The organism is Paenibacillus cymbidii, from assembly GCF_004764705.1.
GTDB classification, from domain to species: domain Bacteria; phylum Bacillota; class Bacilli; order Paenibacillales; family NBRC-103111; genus Paenibacillus_AN; species Paenibacillus_AN cymbidii.
This window is the reverse complement of record NZ_SHLX01000060.1, coordinates 1-13,300: the sequence shown is the minus strand read 5'-3', so window position 1 is coordinate 13,300 and position 13,300 is coordinate 1. Positions and strand designations below refer to the sequence as shown.

8 protein-coding genes are annotated in these 13,300 nt (G+C 61.8%); all 8 read right to left on the bottom strand.

Annotation, left to right across the window (positions count from 1 at the left end):
• Positions 1 to 661 precede the first annotated feature (661 nt).
• Complete coding sequence (locus EXY20_RS38340; protein ID WP_135557731.1) at positions 662 to 3,412, bottom strand: NHLP bacteriocin export ABC transporter permease/ATPase subunit; 2,751 nt, start codon at positions 3,410 to 3,412, stop codon at positions 662 to 664.
• Between the two features lie 22 nt (positions 3,413 to 3,434).
• Positions 3,435 to 5,624: an NHLP family bacteriocin export ABC transporter peptidase/permease/ATPase subunit gene (locus tag EXY20_RS38335; RefSeq protein WP_135557730.1), complete on the bottom strand. Its 2,190-nt coding sequence runs from the start codon at positions 5,622 to 5,624 to the stop codon at positions 3,435 to 3,437.
• A gap of 40 nt (positions 5,625 to 5,664) precedes the next feature.
• On the bottom strand, positions 5,665 to 6,606 hold the full coding sequence (locus EXY20_RS38330; protein WP_167859812.1) for an NHLP bacteriocin system secretion protein: 942 nt from the start codon (positions 6,604 to 6,606) through the stop codon (positions 5,665 to 5,667).
• Positions 6,607 to 6,617: 11 nt separating this feature from the next.
• The gene (locus EXY20_RS38325) at positions 6,618 to 7,748 is read right to left on the bottom strand and encodes an ABC transporter substrate-binding protein (RefSeq protein ID WP_167859811.1); all 1,131 of its coding nucleotides are present in this window, start codon (positions 7,746 to 7,748) and stop codon (positions 6,618 to 6,620) included.
• 217 nt (positions 7,749 to 7,965) lie between these two features.
• Entirely contained in the window at positions 7,966 to 8,865 is a 900-nt protein-coding gene (locus EXY20_RS38320; RefSeq protein ID WP_135557727.1) for a GNAT family N-acetyltransferase, read from the bottom strand.
• Positions 8,866 to 8,990: 125 nt separating this feature from the next.
• The gene (gene lanM / locus EXY20_RS38315) at positions 8,991 to 12,278 is read right to left on the bottom strand and encodes a type 2 lanthipeptide synthetase LanM (RefSeq protein WP_135557726.1); all 3,288 of its coding nucleotides are present in this window, start codon (positions 12,276 to 12,278) and stop codon (positions 8,991 to 8,993) included.
• A 71-nt stretch (positions 12,279 to 12,349) separates the two neighbouring features.
• A complete protein-coding gene (locus EXY20_RS38310) occupies positions 12,350 to 12,727 on the bottom strand; it encodes an NHLP leader peptide family RiPP precursor (RefSeq protein ID WP_135557725.1) in 378 nt (125 codons plus the stop codon).
• A gap of 387 nt (positions 12,728 to 13,114) precedes the next feature.
• Positions 13,115 to 13,300 (bottom strand): hypothetical protein (locus tag EXY20_RS39640; RefSeq protein ID WP_207671411.1); only part of this gene is annotated, 186 nt, incomplete at its 5' end.

The window sequence follows — 13,300 nt, the reverse complement described above, 5'->3', positions numbered from 1 at the left end:
GTTTGGCGTTTGAACTCCTCATCAAAATGTTGGCGGATATTTCCCATGACACACCTCGACCTTTCGTTTGTTTGTATTGTATCAGGTCGCTGTTACAGTGTGTCTACTTTCTAGTCTAAATTCAAAGTGCGGCTGTAAGGCTGATTTCAGCCTTATTTCCCCCGCTACTTGCCAAAGTGCGGCTGCAAGGCTGATTTCAGCCTTATTTCGCCCGCTACTCGCCAGAGTGCGGCTGTAAGGCTGATTTCAGCCTTATTTCGCCCGCTATTTGCCAGAGTGCGGCTGAAAGGCAGAACATGACAAGATATACGGGCGTTCCTGCCAAGCAAACTATCCTCCATCATTGTAGGGCTGAGGCTAAAGTGTATTTTTGAGTATTTTTGTCCAAAAAATATGCCAGAAGAGCATTTTGCTCACGCTTACGTTTAAAATGCAGTTAAACATGTGGGAAATGAGAAAATACGGCAATAGTGTGGAAAAGAGCGCAGCAAGGATTTTCGGCGCAAGGTGGCAGTCTAGGTGAGAGGCGGGGGTTAGATGTGACGAGTCTGAGTCTCGAACGGGCGCATTTAGCGCAGAAAACCTGTGCTGCAGCCCCCCACGACGGCCTCCCGCGGCGCATTTAGCGCAGGAAACCTGCGCTGCAGCCCCCGCGCTCCAACTACACCGTTTGCCGCCTGGCCATGTCCGCGAACAGACCTCCCTGCGACATCAACTCGTCGTACGTTCCTTGCTGCACGATTTCCCCACGATTCAGCACGACGATCATATCCGCGTGGCGAACCGTGCTCAATCGGTGGGCGATGACGATCCGCGTCGCCCGAAGACGGCCGAGGCTGTCGCTGACCGCCGCCTGCGTGCGATTGTCGAGCGCGCTCGTCGCTTCGTCGAAAAACAACAGCCTCGGCTTGCGCACGACCGCCCTTGCAATAAGCAGCCGCTGGACCTGGCCGCCGGACAACATGCCTCCCCCGTCGGGCAGGACGGTGTACATCTCCATCGGCATGTCGCGGATGTCCTCCTCCAGGCCGGCGATGCGCGCCGCCTCCCAAGCGTCATCGACGGACAACTCGGATGAGCCGACGATGTTGGAATACAGATCGCCGGCCAGCAAACCGCCGTTTTGCAGCACAACCCCCATTTGCCGCCGCACCGCCTGCACGTCCAATCCGGCCAAATTTTTGCCATCGTAGCTGACTTGGCCGGAGGCCGGCTTTTCGAAGCCGAGCATAAGCCGCAGCAGCGTCGACTTGCCGCTCCCGGATTCCCCCACGATCGCCACGAAAGCGCCGGGATTGACCCGGAGCGATATGTCGCGGACCGTCCAGGCCCCCTCTGCCTCATAGCGAAAAAAAACATGGGACAGCTCCAGCCCGCCGCCGAGCGTTCCGGGAAATTCGCCGCCGTCCGCCTCCTCCGGCAGCGCCTGAAGGATCGGCTTCGCCCGCTCGTACAGCGTAACGACGCTCAAGATAGACAGCAGCGAAGCGGACATCGCCATCAACCCGCTCTGCAAGGCGGAGAAGGCGGCAAAAAAAGCGATAAAACGGCCCGGGCCGATCGATTTGGCGCCGAACGAAACAACGGCATAATAAAGCGCCATGGAAGTCGCAATCGGAAACATCGCTTGAAAAACGGCATAATACGATTCCAGCTTGCTCATTTGAAACTGGATGCGATTCTGCTTGCTGAACAAATTCGCCCATAACGAGAAGGCGCGGCTTTCGGCGGCGGCGACGCGGAATTTGGCGATGCCGGCCAGCAGCTGCACCATCAGGCTGCGCAATTGCCCCTGGTGCTGCATGAACTCCCGCTGGTAACGCAGCTGCACAAACGAGAACACCGACGCGACCATAAGGCCGGAAACGGAAAGCCCGAGCGCGATGAGCGCAATGCCGGGATGATACATGAACAGCAGCACCAAATAAAACACCGAAAACAAGCCGGAAAACAGCGACGACACCGCGATGCCCGACAGCTTGCGGCGAATGGCGGAGATGCTGTTTGCGCGCATGGACAGATCGCCCGACGAATACCCGCGAAAAAACGACACCGGCAAACGCAGCAAACGATCCCACACCGCGGCCTGGATCGTCATGTCAACCCGTCCTTCGATCCGCAGCATCGCGATGCCCCGCGCGGTTTCGAACAGAAAGATCGCCACGGCGGAGCTGGCGAGAATACAAGCCATCTGAACAAGCTGCGGCCTGTCCGCATCCGGCACGATCTTGTCGTACAGAATGCCCGTCAACACCGGCGTCAACAACCCAAGCAGCCCGACGGTCGCGCCAAGCAGCAGCATCACGACCAGATCGCGCCATATGCCGCGCTGTACCCCCGCCCGCACGATATCGATCAGCTTCAGCGTCCGGAACGGCAACGGCTTGTAGAACATATACGCCGTGTCTTTCAGTTCTTTGGCCGTCGTTTCCGTAACATCTTGCAGCGAATCGTCGGCCGGATCGAACAAGCGGTACCGACCCGGCTTAAACGGCAGCAGCGCGACGGGACGGCCGTCCGGCTCCGCAAACGCCAGCAGCGGCCCGTTGTCCTCCCGCCACCATCGTCCGGCAAGCGTTACTTTGCGGATGCGGAAACGGGAAGCGTCGGCTATCGCCTCAAGCGGATCGGTACCCGCACCGGAAGAAGCAAAGGGGGACTGCTGAACCTCAATGCCCAAATAACGCCCGACGGCTTGCGCGGCCGCCAGAAGCGAATTCGGTTCTTCCGCTTCGTCGAACGAGACCAGGTCTTCATCCTCGTTATGTACGCCGTGCAAACGGGCCAGCGCCCGGCTCAGCATGTCCCGGTCCTGCGCCGTGCGCGCCTCGAGCCGTACCTGTTCGGCTAGCGCTTCCTTCTCGCGAAGGCGCCGCAGCGTCGTCAAAGCTTGCGCATGGAACGCATCGAGCCCGCTCCACCAGTCGGACACATCCGCCGGCATAAGCTCGGCTGCAAGCGGTAACTCCGTGATAGAGCCGGCTTCGTCCTCCCCGGCAAGCGCCTGCCGCCACGCTTCCTTCCACCGCTCCAACTGCCCGGTCAGCCACCGGCGCAGCGCCGGATCGGCAGCCAGCGCCTCGACGGACGAGCGGGACACGGGGACCAGCTCCGCACTGTCGAGGCCGACTGCCCATACGCCCGACTGCATCGCAACCGGCGGCCGCTCCTGCGGCTCTCCGGGCCCGAACAGCACACAACCCGCGCCGGCGTCGAACAGAAACGAACGTTTGCCGTAGCCGCCGTCCCCGTCGGCCATTACCGAAAACAGCCGCACTCCGCCGACACGAACGATCCACAGCCCGCTTCCGCGCAATAACAGCCCGCCGGGCGGCATGGAAGCTGCGGCTTCCTCGCCGAACCGCTCAGCCGCGGCCGCCGCTATTTCTTTTTCCGTCTCCGACCCGCACACTCTCGCGCCTCCCCCCTGTTACTCATCCTGCTACCAGCGCAGCGTACAGACCGCCTTGCCCGATCAACTGTTCATGCGGCCCGCGTTCCACGACATTTCCCCGCTCCAGCACGATAATTTCGTCCGCGTCGCGGATTGTGCTGAGCCGATGGGCGATCGTGATGCAGGTGCAGCCTCTCCGCCTGATCGCGTCCATCACCGCTTTTTCCGTCAGCGGGTCGAGTGCGCTCGTCGCTTCGTCCAGGACAAGAATGGAAGGATTGGCGCACAGCGCCCGGGCGATTTCGAGCCGTTGGCGCTGGCCGCCGCTGAAGTTGGCGCCCCCCTCCGTCACCTGATGATCGTATCCGCCTGGACGGGCGGCGATGGCATCGTGGATTTGCGCGTCTTTGCAGGCGCGGACGAGATCCGATTCGGGCACCGTATCGTCCCACAGCGTAATGTTGTCGCGAATCGTACCCTGAAACAAATGAATCGTCTGATCGACTGAGGCAAGCGAACCCGCCAGCACCGCAGGCGGAATCTCGCCGCGCAGAGAACCGTCGAAGCGAACTTCCCCCGCCTGCGGTTGCTGCAAACCGGTGATCAGTCTGGCGATCGTCGATTTGCCGCTGCCCGTGCCGCCAACGAGCGCAACATGAGCGCCCGGTTTCAGCGCAAGCCCGAAATCCGCGATGAGCGGCTCATCAAGCGGGTTATATCCGAAGCTTACCCCTGTCAATTGAACGGAGCCCTGCAGCTTGGAGCGCCCCGCAACGTCGGCGGCGGCACCAGCACCAGCGGATGCGGCGGCGGGATAACGGTACACATCGTCCAAACGGCTCAAGCTGCCGGCGATTTCCTGCCATGAGGTGCCGAGCTGCAGCATGCGGCCGACCGGGCCAAGAAAGCTCGCCATCAAGCTTTGAAAAGCAACCAGCATGCCGATCGTAAACGTGCCGTTCATGACGTATAACCCGCCGGCGGTCAAGATCGCCATCTCGTTCAGCGCAAACAGCAATCCGGGAACCGTTGTGACGTATTGTCCGGTTTCGCCCAGCTTCTGCTGGGAGTGGAGCAGCTTGCTCTGCCATCCGGCCCAGCGGCGAAAAAAATCCGCCTCCGCCCCGCTCGCTTTCAACGTTTCGATCAGGCCGAGCCCCGACATGGAAACCCCGTCCATTTTGCCGTCATCCAGCATCAATCGTTGGTTGCGGTCCGTCTGCACCCTGGACACGAAGCGCAGGAAAACGAAGTTCGCCAGCGCGATGACGATGCCGAGCAGCGTCAGCAGCCAGCTGTACTGAACGAGCAAAACAAAATAAAACACGATCATCAGCAGATCGAGCAGCGCAATCGCCAGTTCCCCGCCGAGCAAATGGGCAAGGCGGCTGTTGATCGCGATCCGCGAGGCGATTTCGCCGGCGTGCCGCTGCTGGAAGAAGGCGATCGGCAGCCGCAGCACGTGCCAGAAGAAGCGGCCGGACATGTTCATCGACAGCCCGGTCTCCAGCCGGATGAGGTAATGCTGCCTGAGCAAGGTAAGTAAACCGCGCATTAAGGCGGTAAGTCCCATGCCGGCGAGAAGCGGCACGATCCAGTTATTCAGTCCGGCCAGCAGCACGTCGTCGACAAAAATGCGGCTGAACGCCGGGATGACAAGCCCCGGAACGACGAGCAGCAGCCCGGTAAGCACCACATAGGTCAGCGTATCTCCGGTGCCGGCCAGCCGGCTTTGCAGCGAACGAAGCATCTGCCATCGTTCCTTGCGGCGAACGAACTGATCCGACGGTTCGAATGTAATCGCGATGCCGGTAAACGAAGCGTCGAACTCTTCGGCTGTCACCGTGCGCGGTCCGGCCGAAGGGTCGTTGATATACACTTTGTTTTTGCCGCCGAAGCCTTCCAGAACGACGAAATGATTGAACTGCCAATGAATAATCATCGGCAGCGCCATCCCGCGCAATTCGGCCGGCTCCTTGCGGAATGCCTTGGTTGTCAGCGCATAGCTGCGCGCGGCTTTGACGATGTTCAGCGCGTTGCTGCCGTCGCGGGTAACGCCGCAATCGACGCGAAGCCGCTCCAGCGGCACTTGCCGCCCATGGTAAGCGAGTACGATCGCCAGCGCCGCGGCGCCGCATTCGACTTCTTCCATTTGCAGAACCGTCGGCGTGCGTACCCGAGCGGACCGGATCGGCTTTTCAGTTGGTTGTTTGCCTGCGAATGCGCTCATGGCGCCCCCTTGCACACGTTCGTTCGTTCGTGACAGTTGACTAACGGAAAATCGGAATGACATAAGAAATCGGCTTCTGCCGGAAAAGAATAATCTCCCCGGTCATCAGCGTGCCGCTTGTGATCGTCATCGGAGGACCTTGTTTCGTCGACCAGCGGTAGCCGCTCGGCGTCGACGGATCGACCAGTATTTCGATGCGCACCTCAAGCAATGCCGGCCCCGCGCCGGCGAACTGGCGCACGAACGCCTCGTTGCCGAGCGTGTTCATCATGCTTTGCTCCGTAGCCGGATATTCCGCAACGGAGACGACCCGGCCGAGCAAATTCCCGTATTCCTCTTTGCTTGCCGAGGACGGATTGATTTTTGCTTCCATGCCGGGGAGCAGTTTTTTGCCGATTTGCACCGGGATGTACATGACGGCCTGAAGCTGCTGCTCCGGCCCGTCGTCCAGCTCCAGGGTCGCGACTGTATCCTGCTCGGACAACAGGTCGTATTTCTGGCTCACCACTCCGATGACTCGTCCGTCGTAAGGGCTCACCACGCGCGACCGCTCTTCGATCAGCGCCTGCAGCTGCGCGATGCGCGCGTCGATGCCGGCGCGTTCCGCCGCGTCGTTCGCCGGAAGCGCCTGCTTGCGGCTCATCTGCCCGGCCAGCTCGTCCAGCAGCTCCGGCTGGCGAACGCGGGCGATTACGTCGCCGCGGCTGACATGATCGTTCGGCCGGATTCGGACGTCGGTCAAGCGGCCGCCGGTGACGGCGCGAATCGAAACGACGCCGCCCGGCCGGACGAGAACGCCCTGGCTTTGCACCGTGACCGGCTGGCTGCTGGCCACGGCCCAAATCGCCGCCGCTGCGACAAGCAAGCCGGCGGCGGCAAGAATGAGCCAGCCCCTGGGCGAAGAGAGCCGGGGCAACGTATCCAATTGATCGGGCGATGACAGGCGGTCGACCGCCGATTTGCGAAATAAGCTCCGGGCCAACACGAATCCCCCTAGTTTTGCCGATACTGAAAGGCGCCGTTCACGACTTGCTTCAGCACGATCGGTTTATCCGTCACATCCCCCGCGTCGTCGAACGAATGGCTCCCCGTAACGCCGATCCATCCGCGCGTCTTGCGCAGCGCATCGGCAAGATCGGCCGGACGGGCGGAACCCGCGGCGCGGATCGCCGCAGCCAGCAGGTTCGCCGCGTCGTATCCTTGCGCCGCCCATTTGCCGGGACTTTCCCCGTATGCGGCCTCATACTGCCGAATGAACGCGCCGACCTCGGCCCGCTCCTCCGTCGGATCGAAGATCGAAGCCACGACCGCCCCTTCCGCCGCACGACCCGGCAGACGCGCTAGCTCCTCCGAGTCCAGCCCGTCCCCGCCAAGCACGGGCATGTCCGATCCCGCGCGCTGCAGATCGGCGAGCGTCGCGCCCGCTTGCGGCATTACTTGCGCAACGAACACCGCATCGCAGCCGAGCGCCTTCCACTCGCGAACGAGCCGGGTCAGGTCGCGCAAATCGGTGTAACCGTCCACCCGATCCACCGTGTCCACATCCAGTTCCTTGCCCCGGTCTTCGAACGCGTTGGCCAAACTTCTGCCATACTCGTCGTCCGTGTACACAATCGCGACCTTGCGATAGCCTTGGGAAACGGCATATTGCGCCAGCCGTTCGCTGATCCGTTCGTCGTTCGGAATCGTCCGGAAAATATAGCGGTAACCGCGCTCGGTCAGCTTTGGCGCGGTGGAACCCGGCGTCAGCATGACAATGCCCGCCTTTTCGTAAACCGCCGCCGCGGCAACGGAAACCGCGGAGCCGCGATGCCCGATGACGGCGACCGTTTGCGCATCGGCGGCGAATCGGCCGGCTACAGCCAAGCCTTCCGTGACGGAGCCGGCGTCGTCCGCGCTGACGGCGCGCAGCTTGCGCCCAAGCACGCCGCCCCGCGCATTGATTTCGTCGAGCGCGAGCCGCACGCCTTTCGTGAGCCCCTCGTCGCGGCTGGCCAGCGGCCACCCGACGCCGAGCACGATGTCCCCCCGCTCGGCGCCGCCGCGGTCGATTGTCACTTCGCTGCAGCCTGCGACGCAAACAAGGCACAACAACAAGGCGGCCAGCCACCATCGTTTGTTCAACGTTTTTCTTCCTTTCCGCCGTCCATTCGAAAATAAGCAACAAAAAATGGCTTATTCGCCCATTTTCCCACCCAACAACAAAAATAGCCAGTGAAATCATTGGCTATTTGCGCCGGCGAAGCCTCGAATCGGGGTTCGCCCTTGAAATAACCAGTGAAATCGCTGGCTATTTTGCAGCGACCGCCACATATTGTCGAAATAGCCGACAAAACATGGCCTATTTCGCATCCGTCGCCCCCGGCTCGGGCTGAAGCCGCCTGCGTTTGTGAACGACTTCATAGCTGCCCGTCAAACAAGGTTTCATTCGCCGTTCGACGAACCGCAGCATGGGCACGTTTCCGGCGCTGACCTCGAATCGGCCTGCACGAAACCCGGCTTCTATGCTGCGTTTGGCCGCTTCGGCGACCAGCATGATGCCGCGTCCTTGCCCGTCGTGCGGCGGCCTGGCGAACATGCGATCGCCGATAACCGTCTCGTCGTCATAGGATTCGACCGTCATCCAGCCGACCGTTTCGTCTCCGTCGCACAAACCGACGCTTAACCCCGGAACGAAATACCGCTCGCGGATAAATGGCGACAGCTGATGCGGATACCACTCATTGTCGCCTTCCCGGATCCGCGCCTTCTCCGCCTCGTTTAACGTGTCCCAACCGATGACGCGAAGCCGCTCATTCATTCGCCAGGCGCCGACCCACGGCAGCTCCAGAAACCGCGGGATCGACATCGTAAAAGTAAGCACGCTGAGACGCGGCAAATCCCACCGCGACGTCATCCGCAACCAGATCGGCGCGCTGTCAGTGCCCGCCCGGAATTTGAAATCGAGCGTGTCGCAGCCCGCTTCCGCCAGCGCCCGTTCGACCGCTTCCAGCAGCAAGGCGCCGATGCCGCGCCGGCGATAAGCGGACACGACATGCATTGTGCGCAGCTCGCCTCTATGGTGCTGCGGCCACCAGCTTGCCCAGGCGAGGCCGATCGGCTTGCCGAACAGCTGCGCGCCGACCGCCACTACTTTGCGCTGCTCCGACTCGTTCAGCAGTTCGTCGTGCAGGGAAGGAAAAGTGAGCATCGCGTAAGCTTGCCGTTCCTCGCGGCTGTTCAGATAAGCTGTCGTTGCCATCGACCGGCATCCCCCGTTCCATTCGCTCCTGGCTCCGCATCTGTTTAACGTTGCGAGGGACCTTGTCACAATGCCGGGCCATCGCTTCGAGGCTTCGAGGCTTCCCGACTGCGCTGACACGAGATTTACTCCAGCACCAGCACGTTCGGCAGCAGCTCCGGCGAGCGGATTCGCAACAACTCGTAACCGATGCCGGCGATTCCCCGAAAAAACCCTGGTTCCTCGTACAGCGGCAGAGAACCGTCATCGTCCCGAAACGGTGTCCCGTACTTGTCCGCACAGCGGAGCGCGCGCTGCCGGGCCTCGTCTGCCAAGTCGCCGCGTCCGAGCGCAAGCGACGCGCTCAGCAGCAGCTCCGCTCTGCCCATATGCCCGCAGCACACGCCGTCTTTGCCGTGTTCGCCCGGTTGCGGGTGGACGACGATGCCCAACGCCGTGTCGATGTCGCTGCGGATAGCGGGGTTGTCAAGTGTCGCAAGACCGTCGAGGCGAGCCAGTCCGATGCCGGCCGCGCCATTGCACCAAGCGTCGACAAGCCCGGGCCCTTCGCCCGCGCCTTCACGCAGATCCGGCCATACCCCGCGTTCGCTATCGAAGAGGTCGCGCTCGTAACGGATCGCTTCGGCCGCCGCTTCCGCAAGGCGAGGGTCGGGCGCCGCCCGATGGAGCTTCAGCAGCGCATAAGCGATGCCGGCCGCGCCATGCGCAAAACCGGCCAACGCCTTGCCGGCAACCAACCAGCTCTCGTGTCCCGAGGACAGCTTCGTCCGGCTCGCCAGCAAATGTTCGCCGCAGCGCCTTGCCTGGCGCAACTGTTCCGCCTCCCCGGTCGCCCGATACAGCGCAAGCAGACCGAGCAGCGCCCCTGCGGCGCCGTCCATCACATCGAATCTGTCGTCCGCCGCAATCGCCTCGTCCGTCATGAGCGCCGCGACGGCTGCCGCCTCCCGCAGCAGCTGCGGCTCGTCGATCCACTGCGCGATGCTGGAGAATGTATACACGATTGAACCGAATCCGGAGAAACCGCCGATGGATTCCCGCAGCGGCGATTTGCCGTCGGCATCGCGCGTCGTCAGGCGGCGACGAAGCAGGCGCAGCGCCGCGAGCGTTTCTTCCCGGTGGCGTTCGTCGCCGGTCGATCGGTACAGCGCCGCATGCAGCAGCGCGATTCCGCAACTGCCGCCGTACAGATGATACGGCATCGGCCGTTGCCGAAGATTGACACTGCCGTAACCGGGCACGATCCACGTCCTTGTGCCGTCTTCGGCCACAATCGCCCGGCGGCTGAGTCGGTCTGCAATGGCGATAGCCGCACGCAGCAGCTTGGCGTTATCCGTCTCCGCATCCGCTGGGGCCGGCGACAAAGGTGTCCCGTTGTCCGCCGCCATTGCAGCCGGGGTATGCCAGAGAGCGCCACCGGCGAACTTCGCATGCAGCGCGCCGCGGATCAGCAACAGTTGCCGCTCGCGGTCCGCTTCGCCCAGCGACCGGACGCGCTCGTGCAACCGTTCGCGCCCGCTCCTCCTGAACAGCCCGGGACCATACGCGCCGCCGTCATCGGAGAGCCTCACATCGCCCGCATTCAGCCGAAAATAAGGCACGTCCATCTCCCGCAGCGCCGCAAGCTCACGTTCGACGATCGGCCACCGGTCGTACTCCTCCTCGTCCGCCGCCACATACCGGCACATCGCTTCCAGGCGGATGTCGCGATCGACCCCGTCCTTCAGCACATCCGGATGCCAGCTGTTTTCCAGCAGCTGCCCGTAAACGGCAGTCGGGCGAAACAGAAACCGCGTCGCCGGATCACCGAACGCGGCCAGCGGCCCGTCCGCGGCCAGCAGCGCTTCGCGATTGGCCAGCAAACAATCGTACATCTCGCGGAACCCGCCGAGCAGCGCCGGCACATCCCGCAGCTCGTCGAACGCGCAGCCGCCGGTGTGGGGGTCGTTATCGATTCGCGACCCCGGGTCGACAACTTCGCCGATTTTCATCGCATCGGTATTGATGAACCTGAATCCGCGCACCATACGCGCCGCTTCGTCCATCCCGTGCCAGGAAAACAGTCCGCTGACATCCTCGCCGGCATCCGGCCTTCGTTCGATCCGCTCCGCCAGCAGCATCGTGCGCAGCGGCGAACGGGCAATCGTTTCGCGCGCCTTTCGTTCGGCATCGCCCGGCAGCTCCTCCGGCGGCCAGCTCGAGTCCGGATCGGGCTGCACGTACACTTCCGCATCGACCGGTAACGGCGCAACGCCGCCGGCGATCACATTCTCGCGGTGCAGATCGGAGCTGCCGAGCAGCCAGCTGATCGCCGTCAGTGCTCCGGCGTTGCGATAATACTGCGCGGCTTCGGCAGCGTCTCGACAAGGCCGGCGCACGACAAACGATTGCCAGCCGTATGAGCCGCGGTCATCCGTAAACGCCGTCGCCAACTCGACCGGCGCGCCATGCTCGCGCAGCCACGCCAGCAGCCCGGCGTATGCCGTATCGAGCTGCAGCGGCTTCGGCTTATAGACAATCTTGCCTCCGCCTTCCAGCGTGGCGATCACGACGGCACGGCCGCCTTTATGGCGATCGGACACGCCCAGCGCCAGCCGGTCGATCGTGCCGGCTGACGCGGTGCCGCTTGTCAACTGCCTGTCGCGCCACACTTCGTCCTCGGCATAACGCCGAATAAACTCGTGAAGCGTCGCCGTCCACTGGAGAATGGCGGTTGCCATTAGTTTCGCCAGCACACTGTACTCTTGCAGCAGCCTGAACCAGTCTCCCTCCAGCAGCCGGCGAACGAAGCCGTCATACAGCTCCGTGCTGCCCGGCAGCGGAAAACGGCCCATGCGAAACAGCCTGAATTCCAGATCCAACGTCTTGCAAGAAACTTCCGCCAGCCCTCGCAGCAAATGCCGCCCCGCATCGCGCCAAGCCCGGGGGGAAAGCAAACGCGACAGTTCCCCGCCCCGTCCGGCCGCATAGTCTGCGCCGGCTTCGACGAACGGCAGCAGCGCGTGCTCGAACGCAAGCGGCTTGCCCGGTTCGCATAGCGGATGCTGCCGCAGTCTCTCCGGCAACGCGGCATCCGGCGCAGCGCCTGCAATGTGCAGCCGCTCCGCGAACAGCCGCAGCATCTCCGCCCAATCCGGCAGAGCGGCGTCGTCACGCAGCCGTACCGGACGCACCGCCCGGGCGGCATCGTCCGCCGTCCAACCCGAAAGCGCCAGCCGGCCGGCGAATGCTGCGGCATCGCCTTTGCCGACCGCCTCGCTCCACCGTCGCAGCCGTTCCGCAGCCGCCATTTCAGCGTTGTTGGTTGTGGCCGTCTCCGGCACAAACCGGTCGCTCAGCCGCTCCGCGAGACCGCTCGAACGCGCCGTTATTGTCTGCAGCCACTCGTCCCCGTCATTGCGTTTAGCCGCCATCCTGTATCACCCGACCGGCAAAGAAGCCAGCGCGATTTCCGCTGCCGGCTCCGATCGTCCTCTTTATGAAACTAATCGACACAAACGCCGTGAAATTGCTTCATCGAACCGCTCTGGACGGGGCCGGATATGGGGCCGCTTTTGCCGTTATCGTTGTCATCATCGTCATTGTCGTGCTTTTTCTTCTTTTTCCCGCCCGCTACCGCTTCGAGCTGTTCGTCCGACAGTTCGCTGTCGCCGATAAAGTCGGGCAATACGAACGTTGCGTCCGCCCCGACATTTTCCACGAAACGCACCTTAAACCCAGCCGGCACCTCGACATCCGCCGCTTGTTTGACCGCCTCATTCGGGTTTTCCAGCACAAGCGCACGAAACGCCTTATCCGTCGCCGCCTTGGCGTACACCGCCTTCAGCACTTCGTTCGTTTTTTCATTCGTCCAGTCGCTCATCCTGATTCCTCCATTTGTTATCCGAATAATTTCAGTATATCTTGACACCCTTCGATCGCATATCCCTCTTTTCTAAATTATCGACAAAATACGACTCCCTCTTTTCCGACAAAAATCTCCCTCTTTTTGATCCGATTTAACCATTCCGCTGTGAGGATAAGGCTGATTTCAGCCTTACAGCAACGTTTCGGCGAGCGGTCTAAATTCACGGTGTGCGAAATAAGGCTGATTTCAGCCTTACAGCAACGTTTCGGCGAGCGGCGGGCGAAATAAGGCTGATTTCAGCCTTACAGCAACGTTTCAGCAAGCGGCGGGTGAAATAAGACTGATTTCAGCCTTGCAGCAACGTTTCGGCGAGCGGCGGGCGAAATAAGGCTGATTTCAGCCTTACAGCAACGTTTCAGCAAGCGGCGGGTGAAATAAGGCTGATTTCAGCCTTGCAGCAACGTTTTGTACCTTTGTCAAGAAAGTAGACACACAATTTAAGCGATCTGCTGTTGCTCGTAGTACCTTTTTTCGCATAAATGCGGGGTGAGGTAACCAATTGACGAATGGATGCGAGTGCGATTGTAA

Bases quoted from the DNA above. Each gene is read 5' to 3' on its own strand.
- EXY20_RS38320 (WP_135557727.1), bottom strand. From the start codon at position 8,865: ATGGCAACGACAGCTTATCTGAACAGCCGCGAGGAACGGCAAGCTTAC.
- EXY20_RS38335 (WP_135557730.1), bottom strand. From the start codon at position 5,624: ATGAGCGCATTCGCAGGCAAACAACCAACTGAAAAGCCGATCCGGTCC.
- lanM (WP_135557726.1), bottom strand. From the start codon at position 12,278: ATGGCGGCTAAACGCAATGACGGGGACGAGTGGCTGCAGACAATAACG.
- EXY20_RS38310 (WP_135557725.1), bottom strand. From the start codon at position 12,727: ATGAGCGACTGGACGAATGAAAAAACGAACGAAGTGCTGAAGGCGGTG.